This window comes from Christiangramia crocea, from assembly GCF_022410465.1.
In the GTDB taxonomy this organism is placed as follows: Bacteria; Bacteroidota; Bacteroidia; order Flavobacteriales; family Flavobacteriaceae; genus Christiangramia; species Christiangramia crocea.
Map to the genome: position 1 here is coordinate 116,671 of NZ_JAJSON010000018.1, position 20,679 is coordinate 137,349.

Annotated in this window: 20 protein-coding genes; 9 read left to right on the top strand and 11 right to left on the bottom strand. The window is 40.2% G+C overall.

The annotated features are described in order from the left end of the window. Positions 1–88: 88 nt before the first annotated feature. The gene (gene polA, locus LU635_RS08040) at positions 89–2,914 is read left to right on the top strand and encodes a DNA polymerase I (RefSeq protein ID WP_240097962.1); all 2,826 of its coding nucleotides are present in this window, start codon (positions 89–91) and stop codon (positions 2,912–2,914) included. Between the two features lie 110 nt (positions 2,915–3,024). On the opposite strand, the gene LU635_RS08045 is transcribed toward polA, so the two are convergent. Continuing rightward, positions 3,025–5,673, bottom strand: coding sequence for a DUF5916 domain-containing protein (locus LU635_RS08045; RefSeq protein WP_240097964.1), 2,649 nt, complete (start codon positions 5,671–5,673; stop codon positions 3,025–3,027). Between the two features lie 182 nt (positions 5,674–5,855). Then, entirely contained in the window at positions 5,856–6,428 is a 573-nt protein-coding gene (locus tag LU635_RS08050) for a DUF5004 domain-containing protein (protein ID WP_240097966.1), read from the bottom strand. A gap of 344 nt (positions 6,429–6,772) precedes the next feature. On the opposite strand from LU635_RS08050, the gene rplM reads away from it, so the two are divergent. The 7 genes from rplM to LU635_RS08085 all read left to right on the top strand — a co-directional run bounded on the left by rplM (position 6,773) and on the right by LU635_RS08085 (position 13,068). Then, entirely contained in the window at positions 6,773–7,228 is a 456-nt protein-coding gene (rplM, locus tag LU635_RS08055) for a 50S ribosomal protein L13 (protein ID WP_240097968.1), read from the top strand. Next, positions 7,228–7,614 carry a 30S ribosomal protein S9 gene (gene rpsI, locus LU635_RS08060; protein ID WP_240097970.1) on the top strand — a complete coding sequence of 129 codons (387 nt, stop codon included), beginning with the start codon at positions 7,228–7,230 and terminating at the stop codon, positions 7,612–7,614. Before rplM ends, rpsI begins: the two co-directional genes overlap by 1 nt. A 167-nt stretch (positions 7,615–7,781) precedes the next feature. Next, positions 7,782–8,687 carry a 30S ribosomal protein S2 gene (rpsB, locus tag LU635_RS08065; protein ID WP_240097971.1) on the top strand — a complete coding sequence of 302 codons (906 nt, stop codon included), beginning with the start codon at positions 7,782–7,784 and terminating at the stop codon, positions 8,685–8,687. An 87-nt stretch (positions 8,688–8,774) separates the two neighbouring features. Further along, complete coding sequence (gene tsf, locus LU635_RS08070; RefSeq protein ID WP_240097973.1) at positions 8,775–9,599, top strand: translation elongation factor Ts; 825 nt, start codon at positions 8,775–8,777, stop codon at positions 9,597–9,599. Between the two features lie 167 nt (positions 9,600–9,766). After that, the gene (locus tag LU635_RS08075; protein WP_240097975.1) at positions 9,767–10,489 is read left to right on the top strand and encodes a tRNA1(Val) (adenine(37)-N6)-methyltransferase; all 723 of its coding nucleotides are present in this window, start codon (positions 9,767–9,769) and stop codon (positions 10,487–10,489) included. Positions 10,490–10,650: 161 nt separating this feature from the next. Continuing rightward, positions 10,651–11,826: an acyl-CoA dehydrogenase family protein gene (locus LU635_RS08080; RefSeq protein WP_240097977.1), complete on the top strand. Its 1,176-nt coding sequence runs from the start codon at positions 10,651–10,653 to the stop codon at positions 11,824–11,826. Positions 11,827–12,282: 456 nt separating this feature from the next. After that, positions 12,283–13,068 (top strand): DUF3050 domain-containing protein, encoded by a 786-nt coding sequence (locus tag LU635_RS08085; protein WP_240097979.1) that lies wholly within the window; start codon positions 12,283–12,285, stop codon positions 13,066–13,068. A 63-nt stretch (positions 13,069–13,131) separates the two neighbouring features. Here the strand turns inward: LU635_RS08085 and LU635_RS08090 are convergent, their stop codons facing one another. The 7 genes from LU635_RS08090 to trmB all read right to left on the bottom strand — a co-directional run bounded on the left by LU635_RS08090 (position 13,132) and on the right by trmB (position 17,810). Continuing rightward, a complete protein-coding gene (locus tag LU635_RS08090; protein ID WP_240097981.1) occupies positions 13,132–13,467 on the bottom strand; it encodes a 2Fe-2S iron-sulfur cluster-binding family protein in 336 nt (111 codons plus the stop codon). An 87-nt stretch (positions 13,468–13,554) separates the two neighbouring features. Beyond that, entirely contained in the window at positions 13,555–14,616 is a 1,062-nt protein-coding gene (locus LU635_RS08095; RefSeq protein ID WP_240097982.1) for an NAD(P)/FAD-dependent oxidoreductase, read from the bottom strand. Between the two features lie 30 nt (positions 14,617–14,646). Then, on the bottom strand, positions 14,647–14,889 hold the full coding sequence (locus tag LU635_RS08100) for a NifU family protein (protein WP_240097984.1): 243 nt from the start codon (positions 14,887–14,889) through the stop codon (positions 14,647–14,649). After that, entirely contained in the window at positions 14,890–16,026 is a 1,137-nt protein-coding gene (locus LU635_RS08105) for an Mrp/NBP35 family ATP-binding protein (RefSeq protein ID WP_240097986.1), read from the bottom strand. A gap of 145 nt (positions 16,027–16,171) precedes the next feature. After that, complete coding sequence (locus LU635_RS08110; RefSeq protein WP_240097988.1) at positions 16,172–16,504, bottom strand: MGMT family protein; 333 nt, start codon at positions 16,502–16,504, stop codon at positions 16,172–16,174. Position 16,505: 1 nt separating this feature from the next. Further along, on the bottom strand, positions 16,506–17,129 hold the full coding sequence (locus LU635_RS08115; protein WP_240097990.1) for a LysE family translocator: 624 nt from the start codon (positions 17,127–17,129) through the stop codon (positions 16,506–16,508). A gap of 6 nt (positions 17,130–17,135) precedes the next feature. Further along, entirely contained in the window at positions 17,136–17,810 is a 675-nt protein-coding gene (gene trmB, locus LU635_RS08120; protein WP_240097993.1) for a tRNA (guanosine(46)-N7)-methyltransferase TrmB, read from the bottom strand. Between the two features lie 67 nt (positions 17,811–17,877). Here trmB and LU635_RS08125 point away from each other — a divergent pair, with 67 nt between their 5' ends. Then, positions 17,878–18,942, top strand: a complete 1,065-nt coding sequence (locus LU635_RS08125) for a glycosyltransferase (protein WP_240097995.1) — start codon at positions 17,878–17,880, stop codon at positions 18,940–18,942. Here the strand turns inward: LU635_RS08125 and LU635_RS08130 are convergent. Together LU635_RS08130 and LU635_RS08135 are read right to left on the bottom strand one after the other, a co-directional pair. Then, positions 18,880–19,959 (bottom strand): sensor histidine kinase, encoded by a 1,080-nt coding sequence (locus tag LU635_RS08130; protein ID WP_240097997.1) that lies wholly within the window; start codon positions 19,957–19,959, stop codon positions 18,880–18,882. The two genes, LU635_RS08125 and LU635_RS08130, sit on opposite strands and share 63 nt — an antisense overlap. Next, positions 19,959–20,642 (bottom strand): response regulator transcription factor, encoded by a 684-nt coding sequence (locus tag LU635_RS08135; protein ID WP_240097999.1) that lies wholly within the window; start codon positions 20,640–20,642, stop codon positions 19,959–19,961. Before LU635_RS08135 ends, LU635_RS08130 begins: the two co-directional genes overlap by 1 nt. Positions 20,643–20,679 lie beyond the last annotated feature (37 nt).

The following is a 20,679-nucleotide window of genomic DNA, read 5'->3' on the forward strand; positions in this document are numbered from 1 at the left end:
TCAGTCTTAATTAATTCGATTAACAAGGAAGAGTGATTTTATCTTTGTAGTTTTGAAATATTCTCAAATTCATTTTTAAACAATACACATGGCCGAGCAAAAACGCCTTTTTTTACTTGACGCATACGCCCTTATTTTTCGTGGATATTACGCTTTTATAAAAAATCCCAGGATCAATTCTAAAGGTTTCAACACCTCAGCGATCATGGGTTTCACAAATTCATTATTTGATGTAATTCGAAGGGAAAAACCAGATCATCTGGCCGTATGCTTTGATAAGGACGGAAGTGAGGCCAGAACTGAAATGTTTGAAGATTACAAGGCCCACAGGGATGAAACCCCCGAACCTATCCGGGATGCTATTCCCATTATTCAGGACATTTTAAGAGCCATGCACATTCCCGTGGTGGAATCCTCTGGGATGGAGGCTGACGACATTATAGGAACCCTTGCCAAACAAGCTGAAAAGGAAGGCTACAAGGTTTATATGGTAACTCCAGACAAGGACTTTGCCCAACTGGTTTCCGAAAACATCTTTATGTACAGGCCCGCAAGAATGGGCAATGGAATAGAGATATGGGGAATCCCTGAGGTTCAGAAGAAATTTGAAGTGGAACGCCCGGAGCAGGTTGTCGATTTTCTTGGAATGATGGGAGACTCCGCAGATAATATCCCGGGGCTGCCGGGAGTGGGAGAGAAAACTGCCAAGAAATTCATCAAGCAGTTTGGCAGCATGGAAGCCCTTCTGGAAAATACCGATCAGCTTAAAGGCAAGATGAAAGAAAAGGTGATGGAAAATGCGGAGCTTGGGCGGCTATCCAAAAAACTTGCCCGCATCTTCACAGATTGTGATGTGCAATTCCATGCTGAAGACTATGAGCTTTCGATGCCCGATGCTGAAAAGGTTCAGAAAATATTTGAAGAACTGGAATTCAGAAGATTGAAGGATCAGTTTATCAAATTGTTCAGCGGTGAAGAAGACACAACTCAAACCCAGGTGACCAATTCACCTTCAGCAAAAAAGAATGCCCAGGTAGCCGGGGCTGGCCAGTTCTCTTTATTTGGTGAAGAAGGAGAAAGCATTGAAAGCACTTCATCCAGAAAAAACCTTAAAGATACCGCACATATGTACCAGTCGGTGAAAACCGTTATGGCACGTAAGATCTTTATTGAGAAATTACTAAAACAAAAAAGCGTTTGTTTCGACACTGAAACCACCAGCCTGAATCCGCTGGAAGCTGAACTCGTGGGAATCGCTTTTTCATGGGAAGCCGGCAAGGGTTTTTACCTTCCGTTTCCCGCAGAAAGAGAAGAAGCACAGAGAATCATTGAGGAGTTGCGCGAATTCTTTGAAAATGACAAAATCGAAAAAATAGGCCAGAACCTTAAATATGATATTGAGGTGCTGGATAAATATAAACTTGAGATTAAAGGGCCGTTATTCGATACCATGATCGCTCATTACCTCATCAACCCGGATATGCGTCACAATATGGATGTGCTGGCCGAGACCTATCTTAATTACAGTCCGCAGCCTATTTCGGAATTAATAGGTAAAAAAGGAAAGAACCAGGGTAATATGCGGGATGTGCCATTAGAGCAACAAACCGAATATGCCGCCGAAGATGCTGATATCACCTTTCAGCTAAAGAACTTTTTTGAAAAGGAACTGGAAGATGCCCAGACCCGCAAATTATTTGATGAGATCGAGATTCCGCTGGTCGAGGTTCTGGCCGATATGGAGATTGAAGGTATAAAGCTGGACGAAAAGTATTTAAAATCCCTTTCCGAAGCCCTTTCGACAGACATCAAAGAGCTTGAAGCAAAGATTTATGAAGCTGCAGGTGAAGAATTCCTGATAAGCTCTCCTAAACAGCTTGGAGTAATACTGTTCGAGAAGATGGCCATTGCGAAAAAGCCGAAGAAGACAAAAACCGGGCAGTATTCCACCAGTGAAGATGTACTTTCAGCTCATATTAAGGATAATCCTATTATCCAGCATGTACTTGACTACCGCGGACTCGTAAAACTGCAAAACACTTATGTGGATGCGCTACCAGGCCAGGTTGAAAAGACTACCGGAAGAGTACATACAGATTATGTGCAAACCATTGCGGCAACTGGAAGGTTAAGCTCGAACAATCCAAACCTTCAGAACATTCCAATTAGAACCGAACGCGGAAGACAGGTTAGAAAAGCTTTTGTTCCAAGAGACGAGAATTATGTCTTGCTGGCAGCTGATTATTCTCAGATTGAATTAAGAATCATCGCCGCATTAAGCAAGGAAGAGAATATGATCAGGGCTTTTAAGGAAGGTGAAGATATTCATGCTTCAACAGCCGCGAAAGTATTCAATGTACCCATCGAAGAAGTCACAAGGGAGCAACGAAGCAATGCTAAAACAGTAAATTTCGGGATCATCTACGGGGTATCTGCCTTTGGGTTAAGCAACCAGACAAGTCTTTCCCGAAGGGAAGCAAAAGAACTGATCGATACTTATTACAAAACCTATCCAAAGCTCAGTAATTTTATTGGTGAGCAGGTGGAATTTGCCAGGGAACATGGTTATGTTTCAACCGTGCTAGGGCGAAGAAGGTATCTGAAAGATATCAATTCAAGAAATGCCGTGGTACGGGGAGCAGCAGAAAGGAACGCTGTAAATGCCCCGATCCAGGGAAGTGCAGCAGACATCATCAAACTGGCCATGATTAATATTCATAAGAAACTAAAAGAAGAAAACTACAAATCCAAGATGCTTCTTCAGGTACATGATGAACTGGTATTTGATGCGCATAAAGAGGAACTGGAGAAAGTAAAGACCATGATCAAATCTGAAATGGAAAATGCCTATAAACTGGAAGTTCCCTTAGATGTAGATCTTGGCGTTGGTGAAAACTGGCTGGAAGCCCACTAGTTGGTAGTTCCCAGTGGCAGCAGGCAGTAGGCAATAAAACTAAAATTTAGAAGTACGAAAAAAGAAATTAGAAATTCAATCTTGTAATTCGTACTTCTAAAATCTAACTTTTATAAGATAAACCTATAGGTTGCCTTAATAAGAAAAGTATTTTGTGGCCTCTGTCTTAAAAGCTGGTTATCTACGATCCCACTAAAGTCTCTATTCACATCTCCATAACCATTGATCCCCTGCGACCATACAAAATAGATCTCGCTTCCGGGTATATACTCCCAGCGAGCCACAAGGTTCGACCTGAACTGTACAAAAGCGAAATCTGGATTACTCACCCTATAGTCTACAACATCATCCCGGTTTTCATCAATTAGATAGCTCCCCTCTTCAAAGGACACCTGGTTTTCATCATACCAGTTTACCTTGTCATTTATGTCTTCAGCCGTGGCATCCACAACATAATTAAGATTGGAGTAATCTGCCTTAAAGATAAAGGGCTGTCCGTAATACTGGATAGTAAGATTAGGATTGATATTATAGTTTAATCTTAATGTTGCACTCAAAGTTTCCTGATCTATATTACCAAGAATGTAACGGGATTGATTATTGAAATTTCGTTCGGCCACATACTGGGTCCTGTTCGGGTTCGCTTCATATTCTAAATTAAGCGACAGGCTTAGAGAGTTCAAAGGCTGATACCTTGTCCTGAAAACATATCTCCTTAGACCAAAAGCATCCTGAGCAGCCTGTGAGTGTACATAACCCAAATCAAAACTCATTTTTTTCCGGCGATCGGTTCCTGAGAATACATAAAAATAATTTTCTTCATTGAAGCGCCATCTCGGGCCACCTCTTAGAAAAGAATTTATAAAGATCCTTGGTTTATGGGCTCCACCAAATTCGCTCCACCAGTTATTCTTATAATTTATAAAACCCTTTGTTTCATACTGAACCCTATTATAGTTCCCTTCAAAATCGAAAGCCGTCATCTGTTCCAGACCAATAACGGCACGTCTAAACCAGCTCGTTGGTTTATTGAAGAGCCTGCGAACTTCTGCATATTGCCGTATATCATCAGCCTGTCTTAAAAATCCTATATCATTGGTTTCGAGTTCGGGGGAAAGCCACTTTCCTCCCAGACTATAACGCCAGTTACCGCCTCCGCCTTTCCCTATTTCAAGTCGCCCACCGGTTCCGGTAAGCGAAGTTCTCGTAGGGTCAACCTCTATGTGACCGGCATCAACTCGTTGAAAAAGATGTACAATAGAATTTTGAGTGTTTTGAATTGCTTCTGCACTTCCGCGCACCTGACTCATTACCGCATTACCCTCCAAATAATATTCTCTATCCTTCCAGTTATGTTTGAAATCAATTCCGCCAGAAAATGCCTGCGTATGAAGGAAGGAGAGTTCATCTTCTATATTTCGGTGTGTGGCTGTAAACATTCCTCCTACATAGCTGTTCCGGTCATTAAGATCCTTCTGAATCCTTCCTACAAAATAATTAGTAAGTGGCTCAACCAGTTTCTCGGTTTCACTCCCGTTATCACCTATAACATCCGCAAACTCCCTTGCTGTAACCGATTCCAGGACTCCTATTGTCCAACCATTTTCTGTTTTTCCACTGAATTTTGCAGCTCCTAAAATAGTAGTATTATTTGGCTGATCTACATAGGCAACATTAGGTCCCATAGCACTACCCTGCGGAGTCCTGCCAATCCTTCTTGAGAAGAAAAGATTGTCCTGACTGTTCGCAAAACGGTAATCGAAGACACTTTTGTTCTCAACGAAAAAAGGTCGTCTTTCTTCAAAGAATATTTCAAATCCATCAAGTGAAACTGCTCCCGGATCAGCTTCTACCTGGCCAAAATCCGGATTTATAGTAAGATCTACGGTAAGGTCGTTGGTCACTCCTATTTTAGCATCCAGTCCCACGGTCAAATCCCCATCCTTTCCATCTTTAAAAGGATTCCCAGATACTGCTTCATAGGAATTATATTTGCCCACTGAGTAAGGCTGTATTTCCAATTGTTTTTGAGGTTTCAGGTTTTTCAAACCTCGCAGCTCTCCAAAAGAACTAACCCATCCAGCCGGGTTTGCCGGAACAGGCTGCCAGGTAGACCTTTCTTCATTATTAAAATACCTTCTTGTTGACTGAATTCCCCATACCTGATCTTTATCAGCACTAAAACGCAACTGACTAAGAGGAATTCTTACCTCTGCAGTCCAGCCTTCATCATCTATATTTGTTTTAAGATACCAGATTGGATTCCAGCTTGGATCAAAATTCCCATTATTTGAAACAAATTCATCTCCTTTAACCCCACTTGCAGACATTGTGAAAGAAAAGGCAGTCCGGTCATCATTATAACTATCAATGTTTAGTTCCACCCAATCACCGGGAAAATCATCACGTCTACCCATTCGCTGAACTATCATTTCAGGATTTGGCTCATAACACCGAAAAGCCGCATACAGATTCTTATCGTCATAAACGATCTTCATTTTTGTTTGATAAGTTGGCGGAGTATTGTTATCAGGCTCCCATTCCACATAATCTGAAGTCCATTCTACCGCATCCCAGGCCGCATCTTCAATAAGCCCATCAATTTTAATAGGTGTTTTCCCGGTTACAGAAGTAGTTGTGTAGGATCTTTTTGCAAAACTAAAGTTTGCTTCTGCTTTATTTGAATTACCCTGGGCATTGATTTTAAAAGAAGTAAAGGTTAGAACGAGAATAAGTAGGTTCAGCTTGATAAATTTCATTATTCTTTTGATTGATGATTTATTTAAGAGACTATAGAATTTTGAAAATGTGACAAAACCCGGGACCTTTTAATCTTTTTTTAACATTCAGGGGTGCAAATATAGCATATTCAATAAAAAACCTCACAGGTAAACACCTGTGAGGTTTTCCAACTAACACTAAAAACTACAATTAGGCTGGATTACTCTGCCTTAGTATACTCCAGCTCTAAAATTCTTATTTCTGATGCCTGCGTATTTCCCGGATCATCCACATATTGATCTGATTCAATTTTAGTAACATCAAAGGAAAAAGTATTGCTGGTCATGTCTATCGCTTTAGAATGAGTATATGTAAACCCATCGATATCCATAGTTAGCACCAGATTGTCATTCTCCACCTTCCAGTCGCCGGTGTCTATTCTATCGGCAATACAAGAGAACTGGTCCCCGTTGCTGCCTGACTCAAAAGTCATGGTCGCATTATTAGTTATAAACGTACCATCACTGTTAAATGTTATACTCATATTGTTAAAACATGAAGTTTCATCCATTAAATTGGTACTGTAGCTTCCATCCTGGTTTAAATTCACAGCGGTATCAGAAACCATTCTGGATAATTTCCAGTGACCAATAAGATCATTTGAGGTTATGGTAGCGTTACTCACTTTGATCATTTCATCTTCCATATAAGCTTCTTCCTTGCTACAACTCATCAGAAGCAAAGCTACGAGGGAAAAGAACGCTAACTTTTTAATTTCTAATACATTCATCATCGTCATTGGGATTAGATTTGGGATACAAAAGTAAAAAAGGGAAACAAATTTTATGACTTTTTTAACACTAAAAATGTATTTTATCGGACTTTAACGCTTTTTATCGGTTATAGATAAAATATTCTTACTTTAAATATATTTATCATTCTTACATTGGAAACAGACAGGATTAAAAATCCGGGGCAAGTAGATTTAATTGAGAATCAGCTCTTTTGAAGCATTTAAAATAATCATCACCCTATTTGCTATATGAATTTATAATTGTACATTTGCACCCCTGTTTTCCCGATTGAGATTCGGGCAAACGGGATTGGAATGTTTAATAATTAGTAAAATCAATTGGTGTGGACACATTAAGTTACAAAACAGTATCGGCCAATAAGGCCACCAGAACCAAGGAATGGGTTGTGGTAGATGCTGAAGGACAATCATTGGGTCGTCTTGCCTCCAGAGTAGCATACCTGCTTCGAGGAAAGCACAAGCCTAATTTCACCCCACATGTTGACTGCGGAGACAATGTAATTGTTCTTAACGCATTAGGAGTTAACCTGACAGGAAAAAAATGGGACGCGAAAGAATACATCCGTCACACAGGTTACCCGGGTGGACAGAGAAGTCTAACAGCTTCAGAATTATTCAATAAGAATCCGGAAAGACTTGTTGAAAAAGCCATTAAAGGCATGCTTCCAAAGAACAAACTTGGAGCAGATTTATTTAGAAATCTTAAGGTTTATGCAGGATCTGAGCACGATCACGAAGCGCAAAAACCTAAAACTATTAACTTAAACGACATTAAGTAATGGAGGTAATTCACAAAATTGGCCGTAGAAAGACTGCTGTGGCCCGTGTATACGTTTCAGAAGGAAAAGGAAACGTTACAGTAAACAAGAAAGACCTTAAAGATTACTTCACTACAGGAACCTTATTATATAAGGTGAATCAACCGATGATGCTTACCGAAAATGAAGGAAACTTTGATGTAAAAATCAATGTTTACGGTGGAGGTATCACTGGTCAGGCTGAAGCGATCCGTCTTGCACTTTCCAGAGCTATGGTAGCGCTTGACGAAGAAAACCACGGTGTTCTTAAACCGGAAGGTCTTCTAACAAGGGATCCACGTATGGTAGAACGTAAGAAATACGGTCAGAAAAAAGCCCGTAAGAAATTCCAGTTCTCTAAACGTTAATATTATTTGCCGGAATCATAACCGGAAAGTTCTTAAAAAATTAATCAATTTGTTGTTACTCTGTTCATGCCGAGCAGGGGTTAGTTTAGCATCTAAACAGTCAGGGCCGTACTTAATAGTAGCCACCTGAATGTTGCTATCTCAACAGAAAGTAAACTATTACAAAAATGGCAAACAAAGTAGAAGTAAAAGAATTACTTGATGCTGGTGTTCATTTTGGACACTTAACAAGAAGATGGAACCCAAATATGGCCCCGTATATCTATATGGAGCGCAACGGTATCCACATCATCAACTTATATAAGAGTGCTGCAAAAATGCAGGAAGCCGGTGAGGCCCTTGCAAAGATCGCAGCCAGTGGTAGAAAGATCCTTTTCGTAGCCACTAAAAAACAGGCTAAAGAAATCGTTGCTGAGCAGGCAGAAAAGGCAAACATGCCTTATATCACTGAGCGTTGGCCTGGTGGTATGCTTACCAACTTCGTGACTATCCGTAAAGCTGTTAAGAAAATGGCTTCTATTGATAGAATGAAGAAAGACGGAACCTTTAACTCTCTTTCCAAAAAAGAGCGTCTTCAGGTAGACCGCCTTAGAGCAAAGCTTGAAAAGAACTTAGGTTCTATTTCTGATATGTCCAGACTTCCTGGAGCATTGTTCGTAGTGGATATCACTCGTGAGCACATCGCCATCAAGGAAGCCCAAAAATTAAACATTCCAATTTTCGCAATGGTAGATACAAACTCAGACCCACGTGAGGTTGAGTACGTAATACCATCTAACGACGATGCTTCTAAATCTATTAGCAAAGTTGTTTCTTATGTTTCAGATTCTATCGTAGAAGGTCTTTCTGAAAGAAAGTCTAACAAAGACTCTAAGAAGAAAGAAGAAAAAGCGGATAAAGAGGAAGGTGCAGAAAATGCTCCTAAGAAAGCTAAGAAAGAAAAAGCGGAAGCTCCTTCTAAAGATGCCGAAGACAAAAAGGCGATGAAAGAAGCTAAGAAGGATACAAAGCTTGAATCTAAGCAGGAAACTCTTGAGAAAGCAAAAAAATCTTCTAACGACGAAGAAGAATAAAATAACATTTTGATAATTTCCAGAAGTCGTTTAGTTCCTTTCTTAACCGTTAGTTTCTAAACGACTTTTTAAATAAAAAACAATATTATGGCTAAGATAACCGCCGCTGAAGTAAATAAATTAAGAAAAGCAACCGGTGCTGGTATGATGGACTGTAAGAAGGCACTTGTTGAAGCTGATGGTGATTTTGATCAGGCAATCGAATTGCTACGTAAGAAGGGTCAGAAAGTTGCTGCTAAGAGAGCCGACAGAGATTCATCTGAAGGTGCAGCTATCGCACAGGTAAATGGAGATAACACTAAAGGTGTGATCATTTCTTTAAACTGTGAAACCGACTTTGTGGCAAAAAACGATGATTTCGTAAAACTTGCTAACGATTTCGCTGAAATGGCTCTTAACTACAATACTAAAGAAGAGTTATTAAAAGCAGATTACAATGGAATCTCTGTAGAAGATAAACTTACAGAGCAAACCGGAGTTATTGGGGAGAAGATCGAGATCGGTGCATTCAAAACTTTAGAAGCTCCTTTCGTAGGTTCTTACATCCACGCTGGTAACAAAATTGCTGTTCTTACAGGTCTTTCTAAAAATGTTGACGGAGCTGAAGAAGCTGCAAAGAACGTTTCTATGCAGGCTGCTGCTATGAATCCTGTGGCTCTTAACGAAGAAGGTGTAGACCAGGCCACTATCGATAAAGAGATCGAGATAGCTAAAGACACACTAAGAGAGGAAGGCAAGCCGGAAAATATGCTTGATAAGATCGCTCAGGGTAAACTTCAGCGTTTCTTCAAAGACAACACTTTAGTTCATCAGGCATACATTAAAGACAACAAGCAAAGCGTTGCAGAATATGTAAAATCTGTAGACAGTGACCTTGAAGTTGTAGGATTTGAAAGAGTAGCTTTAGGCTAAGCTAATTTTAAATAATTTCAATTAAGAGGTTTTATTTATTTAAAACCTCTTTTTTTATACACATATTTTTCCATAGTCCAATTGAAGCGTCACCTTGAGCGCAGTCGAAAGGTCAGCTTCACAACAGATCCTGCATTAAGTTCAGGATGACCTAATACCACTATAAAATGTCCGATCAAGCCTTCAAATTCAAACAATTCAGCATAGACCAGGACCGGTGCGCTATGAAGATTGGAACCGACGGAGTACTTCTTGGTGCCTGGTCTTCACTGGAACATAGTCCGAAAAGTATCCTTGATATCGGAACCGGGACCGGACTGATCTCTTTAATGATGGCCCAGAGATCTGATGCCCCCTTAATCGATGCCCTCGAAATTGAAGAGAATGCCTATGAGCAGGCTGTAGAGAATTTCGAAAAAAGTGACTGGGGTGACCGTTTGTTCTGTTATCATGCCGGTTTTGATGAATTTGTAGACGAAATGCAGGATGAAGAAAAATATGATCTCATTATTTCCAATCCTCCATTCCATTCTGAAGATTATAAGACAGGAGATGAAAACCGCGATCAGGCACGTTTTTCTGATGCTCTTCCATTAACCGAATTGATTGAGGGAGCTTCTCTCCTACTATCAGAAAAAGGACATTTTGATCTGATCATTCCCTTTTCAGAAGAACAAAAAGCTATAGAAATAGCCAGCTCCCATAGTTTATTTCCTAATAAGATCACCAGGGTAAAAGGCACAAAGGAATCCCCGGTTAAAAGGAGCCTGATAAGTCTTTGTTTTGATAAAAAAGACACAGTAGTTGATGAGCTGATTCTGGAAATTTCAAGGCACAATTACACCAAAGAATTCAAGGATCTAGTTAAAGATTTCTACTTAAAGTTATAATTCTCTCTACATGATGCCGTCATTATGAATTTGGGTCTGTAAGATGTACTGAAAAGATTCAGAACCAAGTTCAGCATGGCGATTCGACAAACCTTCAAAGTCTAAATAAAAGATTGCTTCACAATAAAGACTTGGTTACATTTGTTGGAAACACTACACAAATGAAACCAGATCAATTCCAGGCTCCTGATTATTACAATCTTGATGAGCTGCTAACCGACGAACATAAAATGGTACGCGATGCTACCCGCGAATTTGTAAAACGTGAAGTTTCGCCAATAATAGAGGAAGCCGCTCAAAAAGCCGAATTCCCAAAACAACTTATTAAGGGCCTTGCCGAAATCGGTGCTTTTGGTCCTTACATTCCTGAAGAATATGGAGGGGCAGGGTTAGACCAGATCTCTTACGGTTTAATCATGCAGGAAATTGAACGTGGCGATAGCGGAATTCGTTCCACAGCTTCTGTTCAATCATCTCTGGTAATGTATCCAATTTTTAAGTACGGAACCGAAGAACAAAAGAAAAAATACCTTCCAAAGCTGGCAACCGGAGAAATGATTGGTTGTTTTGGGCTAACCGAGCCTGATCATGGTTCCAATCCCGGAGGAATGACCACAAACTTTAAAGATAAAGGCGATCATTATTTACTAAATGGAGCCAAAATGTGGATCTCTAATTCACCCTTTGCGGATATAGCCATCGTCTGGGCGAAGAATGAAGAAGGACGAATTCACGGATTGATAGTTGAGCGTGGGATGGATGGCTTCACTACTCCCGAAACTCATAATAAATGGTCCCTTCGCGCAAGCGCTACCGGAGAGCTTATTTTCGACAATGTCATGGTTCCGAAAGAAAACCTGATGCCTGGGAAATCCGGATTGGGTGCACCTCTGGGTTGTTTGGATTCCGCCCGATACGGAATTGCTTGGGGTGCAATAGGAGCCGCTATGGATTGCTATGATACCGCTTTAAGATATGCCAAGGAGAGAGAGCAGTTTGGCTCACCAATCGCATCAAAACAGCTACAGCAAAAGAAACTGGCCGAGATGATAACCGAGATCACCAAAGCACAGTTGATGGCATGGAGACTTGGCACATTAAAAAATGAAGGGAAAGCCACCTCTGCACAGATCTCAATGGCAAAAAGGAACAATGTTGAAATGGCCATTAAAATAGCCCGCGAAGCACGCCAGGTCCTTGGCGGAATGGGAATCACCGGTGAGTATAGCATTATGCGCCATATGATGAACCTGGAAAGTGTGATCACTTATGAAGGAACACATGATATTCATCTATTGATCACAGGATTGGACATTACCGGAATTCCTGCTTTTTAGTTTGACACGATGAGCTTGACGAAGCGCATTTATCAAAACTCGGACTTCGACAGGCTCAGTCCGCAGAATTCATTTCAAACCAGTTGTCATTGCGATCCGCTACAGGCGGAGAAGCAATCTCATGAAGAGATTCCTTCGCTCATCACTTCCTCTCAGTGACTTATTAAAGTAGATCAAAGCAAGGGCAACGCTTACAGCGCTTGCCCTTTTTATATTTTTCGCAGCATTCATTTTTTAAAGGCTTCGGTTTTTTGGCAACCACACCTTCCACCCTTAGATAGTCTTTGGATTTCTTGGAATAAAAGATAATCACATTTATGATATATGCATTTTGGGCTGTCATTATTTTAAATTAATTCAATATGCTGATAATCTGCGTTAAACAAGCATTAAAAACTCGCTAAGATTTTATAATTCCTGCTCAGATTTTACCTTTGCAAAAAATTAGCAAGTATTATGATCAAAGAGATAAACGCAAGTTTAGGACCTCTCACCAATCAGTTAATAAACCACCCTTTATATAAGAAAATAAATACCCCTGAGCATCTTCAGATTTTCATGGAACATCACGTATTTGCGGTATGGGATTTTATGTCTCTTCTTACTGCCTTGCAGGAAAAACTTACAAAAACAACAAATCCCTGGCTACCGATAGGGGACCCGGAAACGAGATATCTCATTAATGAAATAGTTCTTGCAGAAGAAACCGATATCGACATTCATGGTAAAAGACAGAGTCATTTTGAGATGTATCTGGATGCCATGACCGCTGCAGGAGCAGAAAAGAAGAAAATTGAAGATTTTCTCATGCAGGTTTCACATGGAACCGATATATTCCTGATAATTGCTACTAGTAAATTACCCGTTAGCATTAAGAAGTTCCTTAAAAACACCTTTGAAGTGGTTTATAGCAGGGAGCCTCATAAGATCGCCTCGGCCTTCACCTTTGGACGGGAGGGACTCATCCCTGCAATGTTCTCTTCCATCATTAAAAAAGTTCAGGAAAGCTTTCCGGATGAAGATCTCAGCCTTTTCAAATATTACTTTGACCGCCACATCGAACTGGATGAGGAAGAGCATGGACCCATGGCTTATAAAATGGTTGAAGATCTTTGCGGAAAAGATCAGAAGAAATGGGATGAAGCCAAAGAAACTGCAGAAACATCTTTAAGGAGCAGACTGGAACTCTGGAATGGGATCGAAACTGAAATTGAGGAAAAGGCCAAACTTGAATACGCTTAATTAGCTAAGCTTTGCTTAACATAAGCAGAGACCGCTTCGATTAGCTCACAGGGATTATAAAAATTATTCTGAAGCGGGCGCGATCTTAACTTCAAGACCCTCCAGTTCATGGGTAATTGGAATCTGGCAACTCAACCTGCTGTTATCTTCCACTAAAAATGCCTGATCCAGCATGTCTTCTTCTTCAATACTCATTTCAGGAAGCATATGTTGCAGATTAAGCATATAACACTGGCATGAAGCACACATGGCCATGCCACCGCAAATGCCTATTGTTCCCTCAGGAGCCAGCTCATAAGAGCGAATCACTTCCATAAGGTTCATGTTCATATCGGTTGGAGCGTCGATGGTATGCGCTTCACCCTCCCTGTCAATAATTGTAATTTTTATATCAGACATAATTTCTAAAATCTGGCCGCAAATATCGTCATTCTGAATTTATTACAGAATTTTTTAGGTGTGGAATCTGATATTGTGTGAAGATGTTTACTTAATACTTCTTATAACCTCTTTTTTTGCTTCTTTTTTACTGCCATCAAACCCATTCACACCACTTACAGTTGTATATTTCATCACGTATTTCTTATCAGGATTTATTCGCTGATAAGCACTCTGGCACATAATAGCAGCTTCATGAAAGCCGCAAAGTATAAGTTTAAGCTTTCCTTTATAAGTATTCACATCCCCGATAGCATAGATCCCGGGAATATTGGTTTGATAATCGTATGAATTATCTACCTTTATCGCATTCTTTTCTATCTCAAGACCCCAATTCGCAATAGGTCCCAGCTTGGGAGATAAACCGAACAATGGTATAAAATAATCTGTTTCTTTCAACTCTTCCCCTCTGGCCTCATCTTTATGCCTGATAAGGACAGAATCGAGCTTATCTTCACCCTTAAGGTCAACTACTTCGGCATCCGTAACCAAGTTAATCTTACCGATCTTTGATAATTCCTCAACTTTTTCAACTGAATCCAAAGCGCCCCGGAAATCCTTTCTACGATGTACGAGTGAAACTTCCTTAGCGATCTCAGCAAGATAGATACTCCAGTCCAATGCAGAGTCCCCACCGCCAGCAATAACTATCTTTTTATCGCGATAAATCTCCGGATCCCGGATTATATATGCAACGCCATTATCTTCATAATTTTTTATACCCGGAATAGGTGGTTTACGAGGCTCAAAGCTTCCAAGGCCACCGGCAATCACCACGACCGGAGCATGATGTTTCGTCCCTTTACTGGTAGTAACAATAAAGCTGCCGTCTTCCTGCTTATCTATGGTTTCAGCCCTTTCCCCAAGAGTGAATCCCGGTTCAAAAGGTTTGATCTGTTCCATAAGATTATCTACCAGGTCCCCGGCAAGTACTTCCGGAAAACCAGGAATATCATAAATCGGCTTCTTAGGGTAAATCTCCGAGCACTGTCCTCCCGGCTGAGGAAGGGCATCAATCAGGTGACATTTGAGTTTTAATAATCCTGCTTCAAAAACGGCAAAAAGGCCGGTTGGCCCGGCACCAATGATAAGTATATCGGTTTTAATCATGTTCTGACTTCAATTAAACGCAGGCAGGTTCTACTTTTCGATGTTCACCACTTCCTCAATCTGAGGAACATATTTTTTTATGGTCATCTCCACACCACTTTTAAGTGTCATCTGGTTTACAGTACATCCAACGCATGCACCTTCCAACTGAACCTTAACCAGCCTGTCATCTTCAATAGCCACCAGAGAGATATTTCCCCCGTCACTTTCCAGGAACGGACGTATCTCTGCCAGAGCCTTTTCAACATTAATTTTAACTTCTTCGCTTGTCATTTATTTCTTATTAACAGCACTACATCCTGCCATGGTGGTAATCTTAATAGCTTCGGTTGGAGGCAGACTCTTATTCCTGTTTACGGTTTCCTGTACCATATTTCTAGTGATATTCTCAAAAGCCGCTTCCAGAGGAGTAGCTGTTTGTAAAGCTGCCGGTCTTCCTATATCCCCTGACTCCCTAAGGCTTTGAACCAGTGGAATCTCACCAAGGAACGGAACCTTAAGGTCTTCAGACAGATTCTTTGCTCCTTCCTTACCGAAAATATAATATTTATTATCTGGCAATTCTTCTGGAGTGAAATAGGCCATATTTTCCACGATTCCTAAAACAGGAACATTAATGCTTTCCTGCTGGAACATTGCTACCCCTTTTTTTGCATCTGCAAGGGCCACATTTTGCGGAGTACTTACGATCACGGAACCTGTAATTGGCAATGATTGCATGATTGAAAGGTGAATATCTCCTGTTCCCGGAGGAAGATCCACCAGCAGAAAATCAAGCTCTCCCCAGGCAGCATCGAAGATCATCTGGTTAAGGGCCTTCGCCGCCATTGGTCCTCTCCAAACTACCGCCTGATTAGGTTTAGTAAAAAATCCTATTGAAAGGATCTTCACTCCGTAATTTTCAACAGGCTTCATTTTAGACTTACCATCCACGTTTACAGAAAGTGGTCTTTCAGCTTCCACATCAAACATTATGGGCGTAGAAGGTCCATAAATATCAGCATCCAATATACCAACCTTGAATCCCATTTTGGACAGGGTCACGGCCAGGTTTGCGGTTACGGTAGATTTACCTACCCCTCCCTTACCGGAGGCTACGGCGATAATATTCTGAATACCCGGAATTGGTTTTCCCTTGATCTCAGGTTTCTTTTTCTCGGGAGCCTCTACTTTTACATTGACCTTAACCTTAGCTTTTTGGTAGACCTTTTCATGAATAACCTTCATTACGTCCACCTCTGCTCTTTTCTTGATATGGAGAGCTGGATTCTGAAGTACCAGATCAACCACTACTTCATCACCAAATGTCATTACGTTTTGCACGACCCCACTTTCCACCATATTTTTTCCTTCACCTGCTACAGATATGGTTTCGAGGGCTTTTAAAATTTCTTTTCTGTTCAATTTCATAGACTGGTTTTTAATCAGATCTTTAGCTTATGTAGATTGATTCTAAATGCAAATATAGGTGGAAAAGCTAAGAATACGAAGAATTTAGCAATATTAGATTTATTATGAAATAACCGGAAATTATAGGAAAATAAAAGGGCTTATTTTAAGGAAGTTCTTTCATGGGATCCCAAAAAAACTTCTCAAAATCCTGAACCTGTAAATTCTTTACAGGAACCCCTTCTTCTTCAAGGAGTTGTTGCATGGCATCGGTACCTCCAAAATGACTCTTCCCTGTAAGGACCCCATTTCTGTTAACCACCCTGTGTGCAGGGATATCTTCCATACTTTTTGACGAATTCATTGCCCAGCCAACCATTCTGGAACTTCTGGCCGATCCAAGATATTTCGCTATTGCTCCATAAGAGGTAACCCTTCCTTTAGGAATAAGCCGGCAAACCCCGTAAACCCTTTCAAAAAAGCCCTGATCCTTGTTCATCTTAAAGGTTATACATCCTTATTAACGTAATAAAAATCAATACCATCATTAAACTCGCCATGAAGTAATTGGAATATTTTGCAAAGGAGTCAACCTTTTCTTCAATTTTAGCAAAGGAAAGAACATACAAATAAAGTGTCGTGAAAGTGCCTAAGGCTGCGGCAGTGGAAAATGAAATTATCATCGACCAGTCATAAGTAACCGTATTACTAAGATCCATGGCTCCGGCTATAGCTACAAAATAAGGAATAGGAAAAAGATTCAGGACAGCCACAAGCATCCCCTTTAGAATGCTGTTTGCATTGGCCTTTTTTGTCGTATGTTCAAATTTTTTCTTTTTCCTTGCCTTCAGAAAAAAATAAATAAAAAGAATAGAAAAAATTACCAGGCCGGCCCTTAAAAGCATTTTTCGAACAAAAGGATGATCAAAAATGTACTTGGCGAGCATCACCGCAATAAATGCCTGAATTAATACGACGATAGCTGCTCCAAAGGCAACATACATCCCATTTTTCTTACCACGCTCCACACAGGTTTTGGCTACGGTCATATTCACCAAACCCGGAGGCACTACGCCCAGAAATGCCGCAAAGTAAGTAATGAGGAATAGTTTAGTTTCTTCCAATACCCCTTATTTAATCTTGAACCGAATATAAGTAATAGGTTTTCCTTTTTCAAGATACTGTTTTTCATAGAAAGTTTGTATCCCGGTAACCTCTTTTGGCGAATATTCGTTCCGGTAAATATCATGATGGGCATACAGCACCTCATGACCTTCACCATGCAGAAGCCCCAGAGTATAACCATGCATGAATTCTGAATCTGTCTTTAGATGAACAAAACCATCTTCTTTGAGGATATTCTTATATCTCTGGAGAAACTCGCTATTGGTAAGTCGGTGTTTTGTTCTCTTATATTTTATCTGAGGATCCGGGAAAGTGATCCAGATCTCACTCACCTCAGATTTACTGAACACATATTCAATGAGTTCAATTTGGGTTCTAACAAAAGCAACATTCTCAAGACCTTCCTCTAAAGCCGTCTTTGCACCCCGCCAGAAACGGGCTCCTTTAATATCGACGCCTATATAGTTCTTACCCGGATCCTGTTTTGCAAGTTCCACCGTATACTCCCCTTTTCCGCAACCCAGTTCGAGTACTATTGGGTTATCATTTTTAAAGAAATCCCGGCTCCATTTACCTTTTAATTCAAAAGATCCATCTAAAAGTTCTTCACGTGATGGCTGGATTACGTTATTGAATTCTTCGTTTTCCTTAAAGCGTTTCAGTTTATTCTTACTTCCCACGAAAATTTTAATATTTTGGTAAAATTAAAGAAAATTGAACACCTGTAGACAAGAATATATTTGTATTATGCGAAAGAAGAGGATACTGGTGGCAACACTCAATTGGGGACTTGGGCACGCAGCCCGTTGCATCCCAATAATAAGAGAGCTTCAGGATCATGGTTATGAACCTGTTATGGCTTCTGACGGTCAGTCGGGTACACTCCTGAAAAAGGAATTTCCTCACCTAATCTATATTGAACTTCCGTCGTACAATATTCAGTATTCCAAAAACGGAATTAATTTAAAATGGAAACTGATGATGAACAGCCCCAGGATCCTAAACGCGATCAAGGCTGAAAAGGCACTCACCAAAAGACTGGTAAAAGAATATGATCTAAAAGGAATAATTTCAGATAACCGGCTGGGGGTAAAAAGCAAGGAACTAAAAAAGAATGTTTTTATAACCCACCAGTTGAACGTTCTGAGCGGCAACACTTCTTTTCTTAGCAGCTATCTGCATCAGAGTTATATCAAAAAGTTTGACCAATGCTGGATCCCTGATGTAGAAGGTGAAGATAATCTAAGTGGTGTTTTGGGACATCTACCCAGGAAACCCGAAAATGTCAAATACATTGGCCACTTAAGCCGGTTTAAAAAAACCGGAGTTCCAGAGATCTATGATTATCTGGTTCTTTTAAGCGGACCCGAACCTCAGCGCAGCATACTTGAATCCATACTTCTGCAGGAATTAAAAGACACCAGTGATAAGGTTCTTTTTTTAAGAGGTGTGATTACCGAGGAAACTCAGAATCTGACAAATAATCCGAACATCAATATCAAGAATTATTTATACGGTAGCGCCCTTCAGGAAGCAATAAATTGTAGCAAGTACATCATTAGCAGATCGGGCTATACCACTTTGATGGATCTTTCCAAACTTGAAAAAAAAGCTTTCTTTATTCCCACACCGGGACAACCTGAGCAGGAATATCTGGCCGAAAGATTAAGAGAATTGAATATTGCGCCTTTCAGCACGCAGGATGAATTTAGAATTTCAAAATTAAAGAAAATAGAGAATTTTGAAGGCTTAAGTAATTTCGGGAATCACACTTTCTTCGGGGACCTCTTTACTTTTTTCGAGTGTGAATGAAAATTCACTACCCACGCCAAATACGCTTTCCACATAAATCTTTTCTCCGTGGGCTTCCAGAATATGTTTCACGATGGAAAGGCCAAGACCAGAACCTCCTTCTTTTCTCGATCCACTTTTATCAACCCTGTAAAAGCGTTCAAAAAGACGAGGGATATTATCTTTGGCAATCCCTTCACCATTATCGGTAACTCTTATGATCACTTTGTTCTTGATCAGGTTTTCTATACTTATTTCGGTGGTACCACCTTTCTTTCCATATTTGATGGAGTTCACTATAAGATTGGTAAGCACCTGCTGGATTCTTTCCTTATCGGCCCTCACCATAACGGGCTCTTCATATTCCATATCAAAGGTTAGAGTGATATTCTTTTTAGCTGCTTTCATCTCCAGAAGATCAAAAGATGCCTGGATAAGTTCCACAATATCGAAGCTCTCGTACCTTAAATGCAGATCACCAGTCTCCAGTTTGGTGATCATATCAAGATCCCTGACAATATAAATAAGTCTTTCCACTCCCTTACTGGCCCGATTAAGGTATTTTTTTCGTACCGCTTTGTCCTTATAAGCTCCATCCAGAAGGGTAAGTATATATCCCTGGACCGTAAAAAGAGGGGTTTTTAATTCATGAGAAACATTCCCCATGAATTCCTTCCGGTAAGCTTCCCTCACCTTCAGGGTCTCGATTTCCAGCTTTTTATCCTCGGCAAACTTCTTAACCTCCATAGTAAGACTGGACATATCTGTGGTTATCTGGTTTGGGTTTAATGTTTTGGAATCAAGAAGAGATACGCTGTCGTATACTTTTTTAATGCGACGGTAAATAAATCGTTCCACGCGATACTGAACGATCATAAAGGAAAAAACGTAAGAAAGAAGGATAAAAAGCAGCCACCAAAAAACTGAAAAGGCAGATTGGAGATACATGTACACTCCCATTAAGATCGCAAGGAATAAACTTATATAAAGCGATGTCCTTATTGCAAATCGATATGAGCGCTTAAATTTTTTTGGCATTAAATTACAAACTTATAACCTACCCCTTTTATGGTCTTGATTCTTTTATCCCCTATTTTTTCACGTAATTTCCTAATATGAACATCTATGGTTCTTCCTCCTACAACAATATCGTTACCCCATACTGTATCGAGGATATCCTCCCTTTTGAAAACCTTTCCAGGTTTGGAAGCAAGTAGGGATAGTAATTCAAATTCTTTACGAGGAAGGGCCATTTCTTCGCCCTCTGTCACGATCTTATATTCTTCCCTGTTTATGGTAATATCGCCTAATTTAACGATATTAGATGAATTTTCATCTTCCCGGTACCGCCTTAAAAGAGCCTTTACTTTACTCACCAGAACCTTAGGTTTAATAGGCTTGGTTATATAATCGTCAGCTCCGGCATCAAATCCCGCCATTTGAGAATAATCCTCTCCCCTGGCGGTAAGGAAAGCAATTATGGTGTCTTCCATATCTGGAATTTTCCTGATCTGTTCACAGGCTTCTATCCCGTCCATTTCAGGCATCATCACATCCAGTATAACTAGCTGTGGCTTATTCTTTTTTGCAAGTTTCACCGCTTCAGAACCATTATTGGCTGTGATTACCTTGTAACCTTCTGCAGACAGGTTATACCCAACTATTTCCAGGATATCCGGCTCATCATCGACCAGTAAAATTTGAATGTCTTTTTTCTTCATAATGATTTACGCTGTATTAACATGCCATAAAATTAAC

Excerpts from the sequence above, each read along its gene's own strand:
- LU635_RS08130 (WP_240097997.1), bottom strand. The coding sequence starts at position 19,959 with ATGCCAAAAAAATTTAAGCGCTCATATCGATTTGCAATAAGGACATCG.
- LU635_RS08080 (WP_240097977.1), top strand. The coding sequence starts at position 10,651 with ATGAAACCAGATCAATTCCAGGCTCCTGATTATTACAATCTTGATGAG.
- polA (WP_240097962.1), top strand. The coding sequence starts at position 89 with ATGGCCGAGCAAAAACGCCTTTTTTTACTTGACGCATACGCCCTTATT.
- LU635_RS08125 (WP_240097995.1), top strand. The coding sequence starts at position 17,878 with ATGCGAAAGAAGAGGATACTGGTGGCAACACTCAATTGGGGACTTGGG.
- LU635_RS08075 (WP_240097975.1), top strand. The coding sequence starts at position 9,767 with ATGTCCGATCAAGCCTTCAAATTCAAACAATTCAGCATAGACCAGGAC.
- LU635_RS08110 (WP_240097988.1), bottom strand. The coding sequence starts at position 16,504 with ATGAACAAGGATCAGGGCTTTTTTGAAAGGGTTTACGGGGTTTGCCGG.
- LU635_RS08105 (WP_240097986.1), bottom strand. The coding sequence starts at position 16,026 with ATGAAATTGAACAGAAAAGAAATTTTAAAAGCCCTCGAAACCATATCT.
- LU635_RS08085 (WP_240097979.1), top strand. The coding sequence starts at position 12,283 with ATGATCAAAGAGATAAACGCAAGTTTAGGACCTCTCACCAATCAGTTA.
- tsf (WP_240097973.1), top strand. The coding sequence starts at position 8,775 with ATGGCTAAGATAACCGCCGCTGAAGTAAATAAATTAAGAAAAGCAACC.
- LU635_RS08135 (WP_240097999.1), bottom strand. The coding sequence starts at position 20,642 with ATGAAGAAAAAAGACATTCAAATTTTACTGGTCGATGATGAGCCGGAT.
- LU635_RS08090 (WP_240097981.1), bottom strand. The coding sequence starts at position 13,467 with ATGTCTGATATAAAAATTACAATTATTGACAGGGAGGGTGAAGCGCAT.
- LU635_RS08050 (WP_240097966.1), bottom strand. The coding sequence starts at position 6,428 with ATGATGAATGTATTAGAAATTAAAAAGTTAGCGTTCTTTTCCCTCGTA.
- LU635_RS08045 (WP_240097964.1), bottom strand. The coding sequence starts at position 5,673 with ATGAAATTTATCAAGCTGAACCTACTTATTCTCGTTCTAACCTTTACT.
- LU635_RS08095 (WP_240097982.1), bottom strand. The coding sequence starts at position 14,616 with ATGATTAAAACCGATATACTTATCATTGGTGCCGGGCCAACCGGCCTT.
- rpsI (WP_240097970.1), top strand. The coding sequence starts at position 7,228 with ATGGAGGTAATTCACAAAATTGGCCGTAGAAAGACTGCTGTGGCCCGT.
- LU635_RS08100 (WP_240097984.1), bottom strand. The coding sequence starts at position 14,889 with ATGACAAGCGAAGAAGTTAAAATTAATGTTGAAAAGGCTCTGGCAGAG.
- rpsB (WP_240097971.1), top strand. The coding sequence starts at position 7,782 with ATGGCAAACAAAGTAGAAGTAAAAGAATTACTTGATGCTGGTGTTCAT.